This is a genomic window from Bradyrhizobium sp. 132, from assembly GCF_023074185.1.
Taxonomy (GTDB): Bacteria; Pseudomonadota; Alphaproteobacteria; order Rhizobiales; family Xanthobacteraceae; genus Bradyrhizobium.
In genome coordinates this window covers 74,848-94,178 of sequence record NZ_JADPKY010000143.1, presented here as the reverse complement: position 1 = coordinate 94,178, position 19,331 = coordinate 74,848, and the positions used below count along the sequence as shown (strand labels likewise).

Sequence of the window (19,331 nt, the reverse complement as noted above, 5' to 3'; positions counted from 1 at the left end):
GGCAAGCCGGGACCAAAAACCATGCGCTTGGGGCTCGAAGCCCTCCAGCGCATCAAATTTGGCGCCTCACTGCGAATGGCCGATGTGTGAATCCGATAGCGCTTGCGCGTGAGAGGCGGGGTGAGGATGTCTCGCAATCGAGACTTCCCAAGAGAACCCCCAAGAGGAGAAAACCCTCACCCGGCGCTTCCTGCCGACCTCTCCCGCAAGCGGGAGAGGTGCACCGGTGCCCGCGGCAAGTACTGAAATCCGACCGCCCCCTCATCGCGCTTGACATATCATAACCCCATGGTTATGAACTAATCCATAACTTTCAGGTTATGAATCTCATGTCCGTCGCTCACGACCTTCTGTTCAGGACGCTTGCCGATCCGACCCGGCGGGCGATCTTCGAGCGGCTGTGCCGCGAAGGGGAACAGACAGTCGGGGCACTCACGGCGGTATCAGGCGTTTCCCAGCCGGCGGTCTCAAAACATCTTGGCGCGCTGAAGCAGGCCGGGCTGGTGCGCGACCGGCATCAAGGACGGCAAACGCATTACAGCGCGCTGCCCGGCGCACTCAATCCGCTGATCGACTGGACCGGCCAGATGGCCGGGTTCTGGCAAAACCGGCTGGACGCACTCGACGATCTCCTGAAGAGGATGGACCAATGACCGAAGCCGCTACCGAGATGCGTTCTGTCGTCATCGAGCGCGAATTTGCCTTTCCGGCAGAGCGGATCTGGCGTGCGCTGACGCAGCCGCATCTGATCGAGGAGTGGCTGATGAAGAACGACTTCAAGCCGACCGTCGGCCACCGCTTCAACCTTCGCGGCGAGTGGGGCGGCGTGCTGGACTGCGAGGTCCTCACCATCGAGCCGCAGAAGACGCTCGCCTACACCTGGAATTTCTCGCATGACGACGCGGCGTTCGATCTCAAGAGCGTCGTGACCTTCACGCTGACACCGACGGGCGCCGGCACGCAACTGCGCGTCGAGCAAGCCGGCTTCAGCCCGACGCAGAAGCAGGCTTTTGGCGGCGCGCATGCCGGCTGGAAGCAGTTTTTCGCCAAGCTGGACGAGGTGCTGGCGCGGGCTGACTAGCCAGCCGGCGTCTCTTCAGATCATTCCCAAAGGAGATCCCAATGAGCTCAAGCATGTGGATTCGGCAAATCCATCGCTGGCTGTCGATCGCTTTCACGCTCGCCGTCATCGCGAACATCGTCGCCATGATCCAGCGGGTCGAGGCCGCCTGGATCGGCTTCATGGCGCTCGTCCCGCTGATTCCGATGCTTATCACCGGGTTATATTTGTTCGCGCTGCCCTATCTCGGCAAGCGCGACGACGCGCGACGCGAGGCGAGATCATGAAAAAGGCCGTGACCGCTACGACAGGCAGCGCGAAGGAAGCAAATGGGCCTTCGCCTTCCAAGCTGATCGACAGCAGGATCAAGGAGCTCGGCGACTGGCGCGGCGAGATGCTCAAGCGCATCCGCGGCCTGATCAAGGAGGCCGATCCTGACATTGTCGAGGAGTGGAAATGGCGCGGCGTGCCCGTCTGGGAGCACGACGGCATCATCTGCACGGGGGAGACCTACAAGGCCGTCTTGAAGATGACGTTTGCCAAGGGCGCGGCACTGGACGACCCGGCCGGGCTGTTCAATTCCAGCCTCGAGGGCAATGTGCGGCGCGCGATCGATTTCCACGAAGGCGCGAAAATCAACGAGAAGGCGTTGAAGGCGCTGATCCGCGCGGCGGCGGCCCTGAACACGAGCAATGCCAAGAAGAAGCCGGCCAAGAAGCGTTCTCCGTAGACGGCGACGTCAGGCCGCCACCGGAATCGGGCGCGGGCTCACGACATATTCGCGCAAGACCTTGTCGTTGCCGTCGACCTCGATCAGCGCGACGTCATAGGTCCAGAGATCGGCGAGGTGCTGGAGCACCCGCTTGGCATCGGTCTCGTTGAGCTGCGAGCCCTTGATGACGTGGTGATGCAGGATCAGGCGGCGATCGCCGGAGAGATCGACGTCGACCACTTCGATATTGGCGTCGATGTAGCCGACATCATGCTGCCGCGCCAATTCGCGCCGAACACGGCGGAAGCCGCGATCGTCGTGGATGGCATCGACCCGGATGCCCGCTCGCTCCTCGGGGTCATCGTGCAGATGGAACATGCGGAGGTGCCGCATCAGCTTCGGGCTCAGGAATTGGGCGATGAAGCTTTCATCGCGGTAGTTCGCCCAGACGTCGCGCAGCACGCCCATCACGTCGTTCTTGCCGGCGATGTCGGGGAACCACTCACGATCCTCGTCCGCGGGATTTGTGACGATGCGCTCGATGTCCTGCATCATTGCGAAGCCGAGCGCGTAGGGGTTAAAGCCGGAGAAGCGCTGGTCGTCGAATTCAGGCTGGAACACGACGTTGGTGTGTGACTGCAGGAATTCGAGGAAATTGCCGTCGCTGATGCGGCCCTGCTGATGCAGCTTGGTCATGATGCGATAGTGGACGTAGGTCGCCGTCCCCTCGTTCATCACCTTGGTCTGGCTCTGCGGATAGAAATATTGCGCGATGTGGCGGACGATGCGCAACAGCTCGCGCTGCCATGGCGCCAGGCGCGGCGCGCTTTTCTCCAGGAAATACAGCAGGTTTTCCTGCGGCAGGCCGAGCAGCTTGCGGCGCCGTTCGAGGGAGATGGCTGACCGGGTCTTCGACGCCCCCTTGGGCACCGTGCGCCAGAGATCGTTGAAGACCTCCTCTTCGTGCTGGCGGCGACGGCCGGCACGCTTCTCTTCCTCGCGCAAATCCAGCTTCTTCTTGCCGGGATAGCGGTCGATGCCGTGCGACATCAGCGCATGCGCGGCATCCAAAGTGCGCTCGACCTCGACGCGACCGTAGCGCTCCTCGCAGCTCATCACATACTTCTTGGCGAAGTCGAGGTAGTCCAGAATACCGTCGGCGTCGGTCCACTGCTTGAACAGATAATTGTTCTTGAAGAAGTGGTTGTGGCCGAAGGCGGCGTGGGCAATCACCAGCGTCTGCATCGTCGCCGTGTTCTCCTCCATCAGATAGGAGATGCAGGGCGAGGAGTTGATCACGATTTCATAGGCGAGCCCCATCAGTCCCTTGCGATAGGACGCCTCGTGATACGCGAACTGCTTGCCGAACGACCAATGCTTGTAGAACAGGGGCATGCCGACCGACGAGTAGGCATCCAGCATCTGCTCGGCGGTGATCACCTCGATCTGGTTCGGATAGACGTCGAGCCCGAGATCCTTGGTCGCCACCTCTTCGCAGGCATCGGTGATGCGCTGCAAGATGTGAAAATCCCAATCGGCGCCTTCGAACAAGCGTTCCGTCATGGAGCGGTCTTCTCCTGGGCAGTTTCGCGGCGCTGGAACAAATCGTGGAACACCGGAAAAATCTCGCTGCGCTCGCTGACCTTGCGCATCGAGAGCGGTTCGCCGCTGTTGCGCAGGCGCTCGTAGAGGGTCCAGAGCGAGGAGTCGGAGAGATCGAAGGCGCTGCCGCCTGATTCCCCGACCTCGAGATAGGCGAAGAACTGGCAGATCGGCAGGATCTTGTCGGTCAACAACATGCCCGTGAGCTCGCCGTCGGAATAGGAATTGTCGCCGTCGGAGGCTTGTGCGGCGTAGATATTCCAGTCCGACGGATTGAAGCGCTCGCGCACGATCTCGTGCATCGCCTGGAGCGCGCTGGAAACCAGCGTGCCGCCGGAGGCCGGACCGTAGAAGAAGGTCTGCTCGTCCACTTCCTCGGCGCGGTCGGTGTGGCGAATGAAGACGATCTCGACATGCTTGTAGCGACGCTTCAGGAACACGTAGAGCAGCATGTAGAAGCGCTTTGCGAGATCCTTCATGTGCTCGGACATCGAGCCCGACACGTCCATCAGGCAGAACATCACGGCCTGGGCAACGGGCTTGGGCACCGTCTCGAAGCGGCGGTAGCGGATGTCGAGCGGATCGATGAAGGGAATGCGCTTGATCTTCGCTTTCAGCTTTTCGAGCTGGGCGAGAAGCACCACACGCTCGTCCTCATCCGTGCATGCGGCGATTGCGGCTTCCAGTTCCTCGATCTCGTCCTTGCGGGGACGTTTGAGCGCGATGCGGCGTGCCAGCGCGAGCCGCACCGTTCGGCTGACCGAAATATTGGCCGGCGAGCCGGACGTGGTATAGCCGGCGCGCTGGATGCCCTCGCTCTCGGTGTGCGCGATCTTGCGCTTGGCAAGGTCCGGCAGTTCGAGATCGTCGAGGAAGAGATCGACGAACTCGTCGCGGCTCAGCACGAAGCGGAAGGCGTCCTCGCTGTCGCCTTCGCCCGGCCCGGAATCCTTGGCGCTGCCCTGGCCGGAGCGCTGGAGATAGTCGCCCTCGATGAACTTCTTGTTCCCGGGCAATACCATGTCGCGCGTTCCGCCGTCGCGGCGGAAACGCGGCTCGTGCATGCCGTCGAGCGGAATCGTAACTTCACCACCCTCCAGGACATCCTTGATGTCGCGTTCCTGCGAGGTCTTCTTGACGGCGCCCTGCACCAGGGATTTGGCCCGACGCAAGAACCGCTGCCGGTTCTCAAGACTCTTGCCGCCTGGATTCAGGCGCCTGTCAATAATGTGAATGGGCACTTTTCCATCCGCCTCAACCGGCCTGCTTCACGCGCATGTACCATTCGACGAGCCGGCGAACCTGACGCTCGGTGTAGCCGCGCTCCACCATGCGTGCGACGAACTCGCCGTGCTTCTTTTCCGTCTCGCCGTCCTTCTTCGATCCGAAAGAGATGACCGGAAGCAGGTCCTCGACCTGAGAGAATATCCGCTTTTCGATCACATCGCGAATCTTCTCATAGGAGATCCAGGTCGGATTCTTGCCACCGTTCTGGGCGCGCGACCGTAACGAGAATTTGACCACCTCGTTGCGGAAATCCTTCGGATTGGCGATGCCCGCCGGCTTCTCGATTTTGGTCAATTCCTGGTTCAACAGTTCGCGATCAAGCAGCTGGCCGGTGTCGGCATCCTTGAAATCCTGGTCCTCGATCCAGGCATCGGCGTAGTCGACGTAACGGTCGAACAGGTTCTGGCCGTAATCCGAGTAGGATTCGAGATAGGCCTTCTGGATCTCGTTGCCGATGAACTCGGCATAGCGCGGTGCGAGATCCGCCTTGATGAATTCGAGGTAGCGCTTCTCGACTTCCTCGGGCAGCTGCTCGCGTTTGATCGACTGCTCCAGCGCGTACATCAGATGCACGGCGTCGGCGGCGACTTCCTGCGGATCATGGTTGAAGGTGGCAGCCAGGATCTTGAAAGCGAAGCGCGTGGAGACACCGTCCATGCCCTCGTCGACGCCGGCGGCATCGCGATATTCCTGGACGCTGCGCGCCTTCGGATCGGATTCCTTCAGGCTCTCGCCGTCGTAAACCCGCATCTTGGCGAACACCGTGGAATTTTCGTGCTTGCGCAGACGCGACATCACCGAGAACCGGGCCATCGTCTCCAGCGTCGAAGGGGCGCACGGCGCGGCCGCGAGCTCGGAGCCCTGGATCAGCTTCTCGTAGATCTTCTGCTCTTCGGTGATCCGCAGGCAATAAGGCACCTTGATCACGCAGATGCGGTCGATGAAGGCCTCGTTGTTCTTGTTGGCCTTGAAGCTCGACCACTCGGCTTCGTTGGAGTGGGCGAGGATGACGCCGGTGAACGGAATCGCGCCGATATTCTCCGTGCCGATATAGTTGCCTTCCTGCGTTGCCGTCAGCAGCGGGTGCAGCATCTTGATCGGCGCCTTGAACATTTCGACGAATTCGAGGATGCCCTGGTTGGCGCGGTTGAGGCCGCCCGAATAGCTGTAGGCATCGGGATCGTTCTGCGCGTAAGTCTCGAGCTTGCGGATATCGACCTTGCCGACCAGCGAGGAGATGTCCTGGTTGTTCTCGTCACCGGGCTCGGTCTTGGCGACCGCGATCTGGCGCAGCCGCGACGGCTGGATCTTGGCGACCCGAAACTGGGAAATGTCACCGCCGAAGGCTTCGAGCCGCTTGTAGCACCACGGGCTCATCAGGCCGGTGAGACGGCGGCGCGGAATGCCGTATTTCTCTTCCAGCATTGGGCCGAGCTGATCCGGATCGAACAGGCTGAGCGGGCTTTCGAACACCGGGCTCAACTCGTCGCCGGCCTTGAGCACGTAGATCGGATGCACTTCCATTAGCGACTTCAGCCGCTCGGCAAGCGAGGATTTGCCGCCGCCGACCGGACCGAGCAGATAGAGGATCTGCTTGCGCTCTTCGAGGCCCTGCGCTGCGTGACGGAAGAAACCGACGATGCGCTCAATGGTTTCTTCCATGCCATAAAAACCGGCGAAGGCCGGATAGGTGCGGATCGTGCGGTTCAAAAAAATACGGCCAAGGCGTGGGTCCTTGGCCGTGTCAATCGTCTGGGGCTCGCCGATCGCCGCGAGTAATCGTTCGGCCGCGTTCGCGTATTTCATGGGATCGCTTCGACACGATTCCAGATATTCCGCCATCGACATATCGTGCTGGCTTCTCGCCTCGAACGACTTAGCGAAAGCGTTGAATAGAGAATCGTTGTACATGATCCCTCTCCGCGTGAGTTCCGCTACAAGCTGAAACGAAAGCAGTTACCGGACCGTTCCTCAGGCCGGATCGAATCAGCGTGAGCACATGACGATCATTGGACACCCTGGTGTCGACTCGACGCAACGCACAACGTAGGCACTCGTTGGGTTACGAACAGGCACCTGCCCGTAATTTGTGCGAATCTCTATCTATATTGGCCTATTTCCAGAAAATGTCACTCGGTCGCAACATCCGGGCGTTACCGGGGATGAACCTATCCTGCCCGGCACCATAGCGATCCGCGAGCGGCGATCTTATGACGCTTGTACGGCGAAGCCTTGGGTGCCGCGTTCATCTTCCTGCTGCAATGCAGTGGCCGGACTGCTGGCAGCGTGACAGTCGCGGCAAGCCCTCAGCAGTGTATCAAAATCGGTCGCCAAACCCTCCGACCGAATGACAATCCGACCGTTCTGAGCACAACGGGCCAAGCCGCGGATGGTGCAGAGCTGCCGCTGCAAGGCCGGCGTCGGCGTCAGCACGATCATCTTGCGCCCGCGGCGTTCTTCAGCCGAAATCTCCGCGATCGAGTCCCACAGCAGAAATTCATTGCCGATGCGGAGATCGCGGATGCCGTAGGGGGTGACGATCACCACCGGCCCCCGTTCGGCGGGGAGCACCCAGATCAGCCAGCAGGTGATCGGACCGAACAGCGCGACGCCCGCATAGCCGATCGCGGTATCGTAGTCGCTCATGCCGCCCCACCAAGCGAGGGCCAGACCTGCGCTGAGCAGCGTCATGGCGAAACCCGCCGCGACCAGCAGCCGCAGTTGGGTTTTGCATAGGCTGATTTCGAGATCGTTGGAGGCATCGACGCATTCGGCCTGCGTGCCCGATTGCAGGCTGTCAGTGACGGCGAGCGCCGGGCTATCATGATCTGCATGATCTGCGTGCATGCTTTCCCCCAGCATGGCCATTCGCGACCGAGCCACAATGCGTCAGGCGGACCGGAATCCGCCGATCGTACTCCGCGCAGCCACTAGCTACGAGGTTAGGCAGCTCACGCCACGCAACGAGCCCCCGGCCGACTCCTCGCGGCCAACGACTTTTTACGCAACTCGGCTCCTTCACCCGGATCGCCATGATAGCGACGGAGTTACACTGGAGGGTATGACGTCCATACCCTTGAATGGTTCCCTCAAGGAAGCATGTAAGCTAGAGGATAGCGCGTCAGGACCGGCGCGGAAACCCCTCGCCCGCAGGCTTGGAGATAAATAAGCAGCATGAATCCCGTCAAAGAACTGGAAAAGCACGGACAAGCCGTCTGGCTGGACTTCCTGGCCCGTGGCTTCATCGCCAAGGGCGACCTGAAGCGGCTGATCGACACCGACGGCGTCAAGGGCGTCACCTCCAATCCATCGATCTTCGAGAAGGCGATCGGCAGCTCGGACGAGTACGACGCGCAGATCGGCAGGGCGTTGAAGCGCGGCGATCGATCGGTCGCCGACCTGTTCGAGGCTGTCGCGGTCGAGGACATCCAGAACGCCGCCGATGTGCTGCGCCCGGTCTATGACCGCCTCAGGGGAGACGACGGATATGTCAGCCTGGAGGTCTCGCCCTATCTGGCGATGGACACAGGCAGCACGGTCGCCGAGGCGCGGCGGCTCTGGAAGGACGTCAACCGCAAGAACCTGATGGTGAAGGTGCCGGCGACACCGGAGGGCCTGCCCGCGATCGAAACGCTCATCGGCGACGGCATCAGCATCAACATCACGCTGCTGTTCTCCAGGGATGTCTATCTGCAAGTCGCCGAGGCTTATCTCGCTGGTCTGGAGAAATACGTCGCAGGTGGCAGCGACCCCTCGCACGTGGCGAGCGTGGCGAGCTTCTTCGTCAGCCGCATCGATTCGGTGGTCGACAAGCAGCTCGACGAAAAGATCGCCCGCGCCAACGACCCCAGCGAAAAAGAACGGCTCGCCGCGCTGAAGGGCAAGGTCGCGATCGCCAATGCCAAGGTCGCCTACCAGGATTACAAGCGGCTGTTCTCGGGTCCCCGTTGGGACAAGCTCGCCGCCAAGGGCGCCAAGCCGCAGCGCATGCTCTGGGCCTCGACCGGCACCAAGAACAAGGACTACAGCGATATCCTCTATGTCGAGGAGCTGATCGGCCCGAACACCATCAACACCATGCCGCCGGCAACACTGGATGCGTTCCGCGACCACGGCACGCCGCGCGACAGCCTTGAAGAGAATGTCGACGACGCCCGCCGCGTGCTGGAAGAGCTGGAGCGCTCCGGCGTCTCGCTCGATGCCGTCACCGAAGAGCTCGTCAAGGACGGCGTCAAGCAGTTTGCCGATGCCGCCGACAAGCTCTATGGCGCGGTCGCCCACAAGCGCGCCACCGTGCTCGGGCCCGCGATCGACCGCCAGCTTCTCTCGCTCGGCGACGGTCTCGGCAAGGCCGTGGCCAAGAGCACCGAGGAATGGCGGGCCTCTGCCAAGATCCGCAGGCTGTGGCAGCGCGACAAATCGGTCTGGACCGGAAGCGACGAGGACAAATGGCTCGGCTGGCTCGACAGCGCCGCCAAAGCCGACATCGCCGATTATGAGGACTACGCAAACCGCGTGAAGGGCCAGAAGTTCTCCGACGCCGTCGTGCTCGGCATGGGCGGTTCGAGCCTTGGTCCCGAGGTGCTGGCCGAGACGTTCGCGCGGAAGTCCGGCTTCCCGAAGCTGCACGTGCTGGATTCCACCGATCCGGCGCAGGTGCGGGCGATGGAGGCCAGGATCGACATCGCCAACACCGTGTTCATCGTCTCCAGCAAATCCGGCGGCACCACCGAGCCTAACGCGATGAAGGATTATTTCCATGAGCGCGTCGCGCAGGCCCTCGGCCCGAAGGCCAAGACCGGCTTCCGCTTCATCGCGGTGACCGATCCCGGCTCGTCTCTGGAGACGGCGGCGAAGAAGCTGAACTATGCCCGCATCTTCCACGGCGAGCCCTCCATCGGCGGACGTTATTCGGTGCTCTCGCCGTTCGGCCTGGTGCCGGCGGCAACCGCGGGCGTCGATATCAAGACCTTCGTCAAGCACGCGCTTGCGATGGCCCGCTCCTGCGGACCGGACGTGCCGCCAAGCGAAAACCCGGGCGTGCAGCTCGGCCTTGCCATGGGCCTCGCGGCGCTCGAAGGCCGCGACAAGGTGACGATCCTGTCGTCGAAGAAGATCGCCGATTTCGGCGCCTGGGCCGAACAGCTCATCGCCGAATCGACGGGCAAGGACGGCAAGGGCCTGATCCCGATCGACGGCGAGCCGCTGGGCGAACCCGCAGTCTATGGCAATGACCGGCTCTTCATCGACATCCGTATCGAGGGCGAGGCGGACGCCGCCCATGACTCGAAGCTTGCCGCAGTCGAAGCGGCCGGCCATCCCGTGGTGCGCATTGTGATGAAGTCGATCGACCATCTGGGCCAGGAGTTCTTCCGCTTCGAGATGGCAACGGCGGTGGCGGGCAGCATCCTCGGCATCAATCCGTTCGACCAACCGGACGTGGAAGCGGCCAAGATCAAGACCCGCGAGCTCACCGCGTCGTTCGAGAAAACCGGCGCGCTGCCGGCTGAGCAGCCGGTGGTCAGCACGGATGAAGCCGATCTCTACACCGACGAGTCCAACGCCACGGCGTTGCGCGCTGCCGGCGCCAACGGCGACCTGACCTCATGGCTGAAGGCGCATCTGTCGCGCTCCAACCATGGCGATTATGTCGCCCTGCTCGGCTACATCGCGCGCGACAAGGCGACGATCGAGGCATTGCAAACCATGCGGCTCGAAGTGCGCGAGAAGCGGCACGTCGCAACCTGCGCCGAGTTTGGACCGCGCTTCCTGCACTCGACCGGGCAAGCCTACAAGGGCGGGCCCGATAGCGGCGTATTCCTCCAGATCACTGCCGACGACGTCAAGGACTTGCCCGTGCCGGGCCAGAAGGCAAGCTTCGGCGTCATCAAGGCAGCACAGGCGCGCGGCGACTTCGACGTGCTCACCGAGCGCGGCCGGCGCGCGCTGCGGGTCCACCTGAAGGGCGGGCTCAAGAAAGGTCTCGCTGCGCTCAACGCGGCGCTTAGCGACGCACTGAATTAAGGGAATCTCTCAGATGCAACTTGGCATGATCGGTCTCGGCCGAATGGGCGGCAACATCGTTCGCCGGCTGATGCGCCACGGCCACTCGACCGTGGTCTACGACAAGGATGCCAAGGCCGTCGCTGGCCTCGCCGCAGACGGCGCGGTTGGCTCCGCGACGCTGGAGGAGTTCATCTCGAAACTCGCGCGGCCGCGTACGGCCTGGGTGATGCTGCCGGCCGGCCACATCACCGAGACCACGATCGGCACGATCGCGGGCGTGATGCAGGAAGGCGACGTCATCATCGACGGCGGCAACACCTTCTGGCAGGACGACGTCCGCCGCGGCAAGGCGCTGAAGACGCGCGGCATCCACTATGTCGACGTCGGCACCTCCGGCGGCGTCTGGGGCCTCGACCGCGGCTATTGCATGATGATCGGCGGCGAGAAACAGGTGGTCGACCGGCTCGATCCGATCTTCGCCGCGCTCGCGCCCGGCGCCGGCGACATTCCGCGCACGGAGGGACGTGAGGGGCGCGATTCCCGCATCGAGCAGGGCTACATCCATGCCGGCCCGGTCGGCGCCGGGCATTTCGTCAAGATGATCCACAACGGCATCGAATACGGACTGATGCAGGCCTATGCCGAAGGTTTTGACATCCTCAAGAACGCCAGCATCGAGGCGTTGCCGGCGGATCATCGTTACGATTTCGATCTCGCCGATATCGCCGAAGTGTGGCGACGCGGCTCCGTGATTCCGTCCTGGCTGCTCGACCTCACCTCGACGGCACTCGCCGATAGCCCGGCGTTGACGGAATATTCCGGCTTTGTCGAGGATTCCGGCGAAGGACGCTGGACCGTGAACGCGGCGATCGACGAGGCCGTGCCGGCCGAAGTTTTGACGGCGGCGCTCTACACACGTTTCCGTTCGCGGCAGCAACACACTTTCGCCGAGAAGATTCTCTCCGCGATGCGCGCGGGCTTTGGCGGCCACAAGGAGCCGAAGTCCAAATAAGAAGTCCGAGTAAGAGGAAGTCCACAAAGCGAAGGCCAGTAATTCGTGACAAAAGACCAGCAGCCAAAGCGCAAGCCGGAAAATTGCGCCTTTGTCATTTTTGGTGTCACCGGTGATCTCACTCACCGCCTCGTGATGCCGTCACTTTACAATCTTGCTGCCGAACATATGTTGCCGGAGAAGTTCTGCGTCGTCGGGGTGGGCCGCAACGCCATGTCGGACGACGAGCTCCGCGACAGCCTGATGAAAGGCCTGCGTGAGTTTGCGACCCGCTCCGTGGACGACGTCGTCGCCAAGAAACTCCTGGAGCGCGTCAGCTTCGTCGAAGCGGATCCAAAAGACCCGCTATCCTTCGATCGCTTGCGCGAACATCTCGATGCGCTCGAATGCGCGCAAGACACCGGCGGCAACCGCTTGTTCTACCTGGCGACCCCGCCGGCCGCGTTCGCGCCGACCGCGCGCGAGCTCGGCCGCACTGGCATGATGAAGGAGAACGGCACCTGGCGGCGACTGGTGATCGAAAAGCCGTTCGGCACCGACCTCGCCTCCGCGCGCGCGCTGAACGCCGAGTTGCTGAAGATCATGCAGGAGCACCAGATCTACCGGATCGATCACTATCTCGGCAAGGAGACGGTGCAGAACATCCTGGTACTGCGCTTTGCCAACGGCATGTTCGAACCGATCTGGAATCGCAACCATATCGACCACATCCAGATCACGGTGGAGGAGAAGCTCGGCGTCGGCCATCGCGGCGGCTTCTATGACGCCACCGGTGCGCTCCGCGACATGGTGCCGAACCACCTGTTTCAGCTGATGTCGCTGGTGGCGATGGAGCCGCCGGCCCGTTTCGACGCGCATTCCGTGCGCTCGGAAAAGGCCGAGGTTTTGACCTCGATCCAGCAGCCGAGCGAGGAGGAAGCGCTGAAGAGCTCGGTGCGCGCGCAATATCTCTCGGGGCGCATCGGCGACGATGAGATCCCGGACTATCGCAAGACCGAGGACGTCAAGCGCGGCAGCACCACCGAGACTTTTGTCGCGCTGAAGCTGATGATCGACAATTGGCGCTGGGCCGGCGTGCCGTTCTACTTGCGCACCGGCAAGGCGCTGGGGCACAAGCGCACCGAGGTCGCGATCAAGTTCAAGCAGGCGCCGCTGTCCATGTTCTCAGGCACGGCGGTCGACCGGCTCTCGCAGAACTTCCTCACCATCGGCATCGCGCCGACCGAAACCATCGAGCTCCAGTTCAACGCCAAGATCCCGGGCCCGAGCATCACCATCGACGGCGTCGAGATGAAGTTTCGCTATGGCGACTATTTCCGGGCCGATCCCAGTACCGGCTACGAGACGCTGATCTACGACTGCATGATCGGCGACAACATCCTGTTCCAGCGCGCCGACGGAATCGAGGCCGGGTGGCAAGCGGTGCAGCCGTTCCTGGACGCCTGGAAGAACGCGGGCACGAACGGCATCGAGACCTATCAGGCCGGCAGCGACGGCCCCGCCTGCGCCGATGAGTTGCTCCGTCGCGACGGCCGAAGCTGGCGGAAGTTTTCGTGATGGCAGCGGCCGGACAGCCGAAGCTGATCGTCGAGGCAGACGCCGAGGCGCTGGCGCAGGCCGCCGCCGAGCGGGTGATGGCGCGGATCGAGGCCAATCCCGGGCGGATCGCGATCTGCCTCACCGGCGGCTCCAGCCCAACGAAGCTCTATCAGCTGCTTGGCAGCGATGCCTGGCGCGGCAAGATCCCATGGGAGCGCGTGCACTGGTTCATCGGTGACGAGCGCTTCGTGCCCGAAAGCGATCCCCTCAACAACATGGCGATCGCGCGCGCGACCTTTCTCGATCGGAATGCGCCCCCCGGCCATACTCACCCGATCCCGACGGCGGCTGACAACCCTGATCAGAGCGCCGCGGCTTATGCGCGCGAGCTGCAGTCTTTCTACGGCGCGGAAAGCCTCGATCCGGCACGGCCGCTGTTCGACATGGTTTTGATGGGTGCGGGCCCGGACGGCCATACGGCTTCGCTCTTTCCGGGCTACCCCGCGATCGAGGAGACCATGCGCTGGGTCGTCGGGGTCCCCAAGGCCAATGTCGCGCCTTTCGTGCCGCGGGTATCCCTCACCCTGCCCGCGCTGGCATCCTGCCGCGAAATGCTGTTCGAGATTGCGGGGCACGACAAGCAGCCGATCTTGACGCGCCTCCTCAATGGCGAGACTCTGCCGGCCGTACGCGCGCGCTCGAATGGTGAGACCGTCTGGCTGGTCGACCAGGCCGCGCTGCCGGAGGGAATTCGTGGCGGGCGTTGAAGCACCTTGTGCATTGATCGTGATGGGCGTGTCGGGCTCGGGCAAGAGCACGGTTGCAAAAGCGCTCGGCGAGCGCCTCGGCTGGCGCTTCGAGGACGGCGACAGCTTTCACCCCGCCAGCAATGTCGAGAAGATGCGGGCTGGCCATCCTCTCACCGACGAGGACCGCTGGCCCTGGCTCAACGCCATCGCCGACGAGATCGCGCGGGTCTGCGACAAAGGCGAGCAAATCATCATCGCCTGCTCGGCGCTGAAGCACACCTATCGTGACGTGCTCCTGCGTGGACGCGACGACGTGCGCTTCGTCTTCCTCAGGGGCACGAAGGAGCTGATCGCCGCTCGCCTCGCGCAACGCAAGGGGCACTTCATGCCGCCCGGGCTGCTGACGAGCCAGTTCAGCACGCTGGAACCGCCGGAAGCGGGCGAGCACGTCATCACCGTCTCGATCGACGAATCCGTCGAAGCGATCGTGGACGGGGTTGTACGGCAGCTGAAACTGGGCGTCGCGAAGCGCTGAGGCCAAAACCCCCAAGGTCCTGCCATGACGAAAATCTCACTCGTGGTCTCCGACGTCGACGGCACGCTGCTGACCAAGGACAAGACGCTGACGGAGCGCGCGAGGTCCGCGGTGCAGCGGCTGCACCAGGCCGGCATCGGTTTCACGATAACGTCGAGCCGCCCCGCGATCGGCATGCGCTTCCTGATCGAGCCGCTGGCGCTCTGGCTGCCGGTCGGCCCGTTCAACGGCTCATCGATCGTCGATCCCGAGATGAAGCCGGTCGAGCAGCATCTCATCCCGGCCGGCGCGGCCGAGCGAAGCTTAAAAATCCTCCGCGACTTCGGCGCCGACATCTGGCTGTTCACCACCGACAAATGGCTGATCGACAACCCCAGCGGTAAATACGTCGCGCATGAGCAGCACACCATCCGCTCTGACCCGACCATCGTGACGGACTTCTCGCCCTACCTTGCGAGCGCCTGCAAGATCGTCGGAGCCAGCGCCGATGCAGCCGGCCTCGAAGCTTGCGAGAAGGCGATGCAGAAGGCGCTCGGCAGCGAGGCGACCGCAGTGCGTTCGCAAACCTACTATCTCGACATCACCCCGCCCGGCTTCGACAAAGGCACATTCGTGCAAGCCATGGCCAAGCGCATCGGCATTTCAACGGACGCCGTCGCCACCATCGGCGACATGCAGAACGACCTCGCGATGTTTCGCGTCAGCGGCGTCTCGATCGCCATGGGCAACGCGACCGACAGCGTCAAGGACCATGCCAGCCACGTCACCGCGACCAACGAGCAGGACGGTTTTGCGGAGGCGATGGAGATGATCCTGAAGCGGAACGGGGTCGCTTAAGTCACTGCTTCGACCGCTGCACCGCCGGCTTCTCGCTCCCTTGCCTCGCCGCGGACAGATTGTGCGCGGTGTTGATCAGCGCGATATGGGTCAGTGCCTGCGGGAAGTTGCCGGTCTGGCGCCGGGCGCCTGAATCATACTCCTCGGCCAATAGCCCGACGTCGTTCGCGATACCGACCACGCGGTCGAACAAGATCTGCGCCTTGTCGAGATCGCCCGCCAGCACATGGGCGTCGGCGAGCCACAGGCTACAGGCGAGGAACGCGCCTTCGAGCGGCGGCTGTCCCGCAGGCACTTCGCGCGGGTCGTGCCGCAGCACGAAACCGTCGCGCATCATGTGGTTCTCGACAGCCGCCATGGTGCCACGGATGCGCGGGTCCGATGGCGGCAGGAAGCCGACGGCCGGCAACAGCAGCACGCTGGCATCAAGCAGTTTCGAACCGTAGGATTCGACGAAGGCGTTTTCCTCCGCGTCAAATCCCTTGTTGCAGACGTCGCGATGGATGGCATCGCGCAACGCGCGCCAATGCAGAAGCGGCGCCTTGAAGCCAAAAGTCTCGGCACTCTTGATGCCGCGATCGAAGGCGACCCAGGTCATCACCTTCGAGAAGACGTAGTGCCTGGGCTCGCCGCGCCGCTCCCAGATGCCGTGGTCGGGCTGGTCCCAGACCTCGGCGAGATGATTGAGCACGTTGCATTCCAGCGCCCAGGTCGTTTCGTCGTCGAGCTTGAGCTTGGCCATGCGTGACTGATGAAAGGCGTCGATCAGCTCGCCATAGACGTCGAGCTGAAGCTGCGCATGGGCGGCATTGCCGACCCGCACCGGCCGCCCGCCCTCATAGCCGTCCAGCCAGCCCGCCTCCCATTCCAGCAGCCGCCGCTGGCCCCAGATGCCGTACATGATCTGCATGTTCGCCGGCGAGCCTGCCGCCGCGCGCAACAGCCAATTGTGCCAGGCCAACGCTTCCTCGGTATAGCCGGAATTCATCAGCGCCAGCAGCGTGAAGGTGGCATCGCGCAGCCAACAGAAACGGTAATCCCAATTCCTGCTGCCGCCGAGCTTCTCCGGCAACGAGGTGGTGGGCGCGGCGACGATGCCGCCGGTCGGGCCAAAGGTCAGCGCCTTCAGCGTGATCAGCGAGCGCACAATGAGATCGTGATAGTCGCCGTCGCGGATGCATTTGCTGCACCAGTCCTGCCAGAATTTTTCGGTCTCCTGGAGCGCGACCTCCGGATCGATCGGCGCGGGCGGTTCGAGATGCGAGGGACCGTAGGTCAGCACGAACGGCACGGTCTCGCCGGCTTTTACCTCGAAGTCGGACACGGTTGTCATATCCTCGCCGCGGGTCTTTGCCGGCGTACGGAGCACCGTCATGTCCTGGCCGGCGACCGCAAGCAGCGAATGGTCAATCCGCCGCACCCAGGGAATGTCGACACCGAAGCCGAAGCGGATCACGAGCTCCATCCGCATCTTCACCGTGCCGCTGACGCCGCGGACCAGCCGCACGATGTCGGAGGCCTTGCCGCGCAGCGGCATGAAGTCGATCAGCGCAACGGTGCCGCTCTTCGTCTCGAAGCGCGTCTCGAGGATGAGGGTGTCGCCGAGATAGCGGCGCGATGTCGCGGTGACGTCCTCGCCCGGTGCGATCAACCAGCGGCCGTTCTTGTGCGTGCCGAGGATCGCGGCGAAGCAGGCGTCGGAATCGAAGGCCGGCCAGCACAGCCAGTCGATCGAACCGTTGCGCCCGACCAGCGCCGCGGTCTCGCAGTCGCCGATCAGCGCATAGTCCTCGATCCTCTGAGACAATGTCGTGCGAGCCTCGAAAACGGCGTTTCGGAAATCCTCAACGATCAACGCCCGCCGGGCAACGAGCGTTCCCGTGTCGCGGCCTTCAAAGCTGCGAGATCGATCTTCGAGGCGATCTTGTCGAGCGCAGCCGGCAGGCGCTGGCGCCAGTTCGGATGCTCGTCGATCGTGCCGGGAATGTTGGGCTGATCGATCACGCCGAGCAGGTCCTCCAGCGACACTGCGAGCAGCCGCGACGGCGTGCGCGACAGGAAGGCGAGCACCGAATAAAGGTCGTTGGCGTTGATGCCGTTCTGGCGCAGGATGTCGTCGAGCTTGCCGAGCGCATCCCAGCGCGCCTTCTCGTCCTCGCCGGGGTCGAGCCCGAGCGAGAGCTTCATCCTGAGATCGCTGAAGGAGCGCCAGCCGGCATAGGTGCACAGATCATGCGTGTTCAGCGTGACCAGCGCGTTGGGCCGGTAGTGATCGGTGTTGCGGAAATGGCCGGCATCGTCGCGCTCGAACATCATGACGAGATAGGACCAGATGCCGAAATCCTGCATGGTCTCGCGGAAACCTTCCGGCACGGTGCCGAGGTCCTCGCCGATCACGATGCATTTGTTCGCCGCGCTTTCACGCACCACGGCGCCAAGCAGCGCCTCGAACGGCATCTGCACATAGGCGCCATTATCCGGCTTGAAACCGCGCGGCACCAGATAAAGCCGCTTCAGCCCCAGCACGTGATCGAGGCGGATGGCCCCGGCATGCCGCATCGAAGCGGCCAGCATGTCGGCGAACGGCACGAAGGACTGAGCCTCCAGGCCACCGGCATTGAAGCCGGCAAGGCCCCAGTCCTGGCCGACGGTGTTGAGCACGTCAGGCGGCGCACCGACCGCGAGATGGCGCGAGATCGCCATCTGCTCGTTCCAGGCATCGAAGCCGTTGGACTGCACGCCGACGGCGACGTCGAGATAGAGGCCCACGCGCATGCCAAGTTGGCCGGCCAGTTCCTTGGCGGCATGCAACTGGCTATCGGCGGTCCATTGGACGAATTCAACGAACTCGACGTCGTGCTTGTCGGGGCCGTTGCGCAGTCGGACGCATTTCGCCTCGTCCGGCTGCTGCCATTCCACCGGCCATTCCCACCAAGGCGCCGTGAAGCGATGGCGTAGCACCTCGAAGCAGGCAAAACGGGACAACAGCGGCGCGCGCGCCGCGCGGAAGGCGTCGAACTGGTTGCGGCGGACACCGCTGGCGCTTTTCAGAAAGCTGTCGAAGGCGGCGCGCAAGGCCAACCACTTCAAGGCCGCCATGGCCGCATAGGGCACACGATCGCCTTCACGGAGCCGCGCGGCGGTCGCGGCCGCGTCGGGGACGAGATCGCCGGAAAATTCCGGGATTGCCTCGACGTCGATATAGAGCGGATTGAGAAACAGCCGGCTGTTCGGCGAATAGGGGCTGCAATCGGCCGGATGGTCGTCGAACAACACATGCAGAGGATTAAGCCCGACGCCGTCGGCCCCCAACTGCTTGGCGAGCCGGACGAGATCGGCAAGATCAGTGAAATCACCGATGCCCCAATTGCGGTCGGAGCGGACGCTGTAGAGCTGCACAGCAAGCAGCCAGCCGCGGTCGAAATCGCCGCCAAAGGCCCGCTCGGGCGCCACGATCATCGGCACCTCTTCGCTCACGCCTTCGGCATCGGTCAGCGTCAGACGGTGATAGCCGAGCGGCAAACCGGCGGGCCATGCAATCACGGGCTCGCGCGCCTCACCTTGCGCGATCAAATTGCCATTGCCGGTCATCGTCCATTTGAGCGGCGGTGCACCGATCGTCACCAATTCGGTGCGCGGATGGCCCAAGGCGCGCACCACCACGGGTCCGCTAACGAAGCGATAGACCCGCTTCTCCGGCAGGGCGTCGAGGATGGATTTGAGGGCCACGGGATCGGTGATCCGCAGCTTTCCGAGGGCATCGACGAATTCGGACTGAACGCCCTTGATCTGGGCTTGAGCTAAAAGATCCATTCGGCACGCAGTTGGCAGGCCAGATTTTGGCCGGGGGTATTGATTTTAACGAGGCGGTGGAAGACGTTAGTCAGGCTTAACTCACAAACCGCGCTAGCCGTTCCCGAGGGAACTAATGACACCCAACCGGCTTTCTATATAGGTATCAAGCGTAGGTTCCCGACAAGGGAAACGGGCTC

The 19,331-nt window shown here is 63.0% G+C and carries 16 protein-coding genes; 10 read left to right on the top strand and 6 right to left on the bottom strand.

Features of this window, described 5'->3' with window-relative positions; translation table 11 throughout:
- The first annotated feature begins 329 nt into the window (after positions 1-329).
- From IVA74_RS31835 to IVA74_RS31820, 4 genes are read left to right on the top strand one after another with little or no spacing between them, the layout of a single operon-like run.
- A complete protein-coding gene (locus IVA74_RS31835; protein WP_247350883.1) occupies positions 330-653 on the top strand; it encodes a metalloregulator ArsR/SmtB family transcription factor in 324 nt (107 codons plus the stop codon).
- Positions 650-1,081 carry an SRPBCC domain-containing protein gene (locus IVA74_RS31830; protein ID WP_247350880.1) on the top strand — a complete coding sequence of 144 codons (432 nt, stop codon included), beginning with the start codon at positions 650-652 and terminating at the stop codon, positions 1,079-1,081. Before IVA74_RS31835 ends, IVA74_RS31830 begins: the two co-directional genes overlap by 4 nt.
- 41 nt (positions 1,082-1,122) lie before the next feature.
- Positions 1,123-1,347: a hypothetical protein gene (locus IVA74_RS31825; RefSeq protein ID WP_247350879.1), complete on the top strand. Its 225-nt coding sequence runs from the start codon at positions 1,123-1,125 to the stop codon at positions 1,345-1,347.
- Positions 1,344-1,790, top strand: coding sequence for a DUF1801 domain-containing protein (locus IVA74_RS31820; RefSeq protein ID WP_247350877.1), 447 nt, complete (start codon positions 1,344-1,346; stop codon positions 1,788-1,790). Before IVA74_RS31825 ends, IVA74_RS31820 begins: the two co-directional genes overlap by 4 nt.
- A 9-nt stretch (positions 1,791-1,799) precedes the next feature.
- Here IVA74_RS31820 and IVA74_RS31815 read toward each other — a convergent pair whose 3' ends face one another.
- The 4 genes from IVA74_RS31815 to IVA74_RS31800 form a co-directional block, all read right to left on the bottom strand.
- Positions 1,800-3,335 (bottom strand): SpoVR family protein, encoded by a 1,536-nt coding sequence (locus IVA74_RS31815; RefSeq protein ID WP_247350874.1) that lies wholly within the window; start codon positions 3,333-3,335, stop codon positions 1,800-1,802.
- Complete coding sequence (locus tag IVA74_RS31810; RefSeq protein WP_247350891.1) at positions 3,332-4,609, bottom strand: YeaH/YhbH family protein; 1,278 nt, start codon at positions 4,607-4,609, stop codon at positions 3,332-3,334. The genes IVA74_RS31815 and IVA74_RS31810 overlap by 4 nt, the downstream gene beginning before the upstream one ends.
- A 19-nt stretch (positions 4,610-4,628) precedes the next feature.
- Positions 4,629-6,572, bottom strand: coding sequence for a PrkA family serine protein kinase (locus IVA74_RS31805; RefSeq protein ID WP_247350872.1), 1,944 nt, complete (start codon positions 6,570-6,572; stop codon positions 4,629-4,631).
- A gap of 297 nt (positions 6,573-6,869) precedes the next feature.
- Complete coding sequence (locus IVA74_RS31800; RefSeq protein WP_247350870.1) at positions 6,870-7,529, bottom strand: STM3941 family protein; 660 nt, start codon at positions 7,527-7,529, stop codon at positions 6,870-6,872.
- 306 nt (positions 7,530-7,835) lie between these two features.
- Between IVA74_RS31800 and IVA74_RS31795 the strand changes: the two genes are divergently transcribed.
- From IVA74_RS31795 to IVA74_RS31770, 6 genes are read left to right on the top strand one after another with little or no spacing between them, the layout of a single operon-like run.
- Entirely contained in the window at positions 7,836-10,685 is a 2,850-nt protein-coding gene (locus IVA74_RS31795; RefSeq protein WP_247350868.1) for a bifunctional transaldolase/phosoglucose isomerase, read from the top strand.
- A gap of 13 nt (positions 10,686-10,698) precedes the next feature.
- Positions 10,699-11,679: a phosphogluconate dehydrogenase (NAD(+)-dependent, decarboxylating) gene (gene gnd, locus IVA74_RS31790; RefSeq protein WP_247350866.1), complete on the top strand. Its 981-nt coding sequence runs from the start codon at positions 10,699-10,701 to the stop codon at positions 11,677-11,679.
- A gap of 45 nt (positions 11,680-11,724) precedes the next feature.
- On the top strand, positions 11,725-13,236 hold the full coding sequence (zwf, locus tag IVA74_RS31785) for a glucose-6-phosphate dehydrogenase (protein ID WP_247350864.1): 1,512 nt from the start codon (positions 11,725-11,727) through the stop codon (positions 13,234-13,236).
- Positions 13,236-13,985 carry a 6-phosphogluconolactonase gene (gene pgl, locus IVA74_RS31780; RefSeq protein ID WP_247350888.1) on the top strand — a complete coding sequence of 250 codons (750 nt, stop codon included), beginning with the start codon at positions 13,236-13,238 and terminating at the stop codon, positions 13,983-13,985. The genes zwf and pgl overlap by 1 nt, the downstream gene beginning before the upstream one ends.
- Entirely contained in the window at positions 13,972-14,502 is a 531-nt protein-coding gene (locus IVA74_RS31775) for a gluconokinase (protein ID WP_247350861.1), read from the top strand. The genes pgl and IVA74_RS31775 overlap by 14 nt, the downstream gene beginning before the upstream one ends.
- 24 nt (positions 14,503-14,526) lie before the next feature.
- Complete coding sequence (locus tag IVA74_RS31770; protein WP_247350859.1) at positions 14,527-15,339, top strand: HAD family hydrolase; 813 nt, start codon at positions 14,527-14,529, stop codon at positions 15,337-15,339.
- Position 15,340: 1 nt separating this feature from the next.
- Here IVA74_RS31770 and IVA74_RS31765 read toward each other — a convergent pair whose 3' ends face one another.
- Together IVA74_RS31765 and malQ are read right to left on the bottom strand one after the other, a co-directional pair.
- Positions 15,341-17,146 (bottom strand): glycoside hydrolase family 15 protein, encoded by a 1,806-nt coding sequence (locus tag IVA74_RS31765; protein WP_247350857.1) that lies wholly within the window; start codon positions 17,144-17,146, stop codon positions 15,341-15,343.
- Positions 17,147-17,190: 44 nt separating this feature from the next.
- Complete coding sequence (gene malQ, locus IVA74_RS31760) at positions 17,191-19,152, bottom strand: 4-alpha-glucanotransferase (protein WP_247350855.1); 1,962 nt, start codon at positions 19,150-19,152, stop codon at positions 17,191-17,193.
- Between the last annotated feature and the right edge of the window lie 179 nt (positions 19,153-19,331).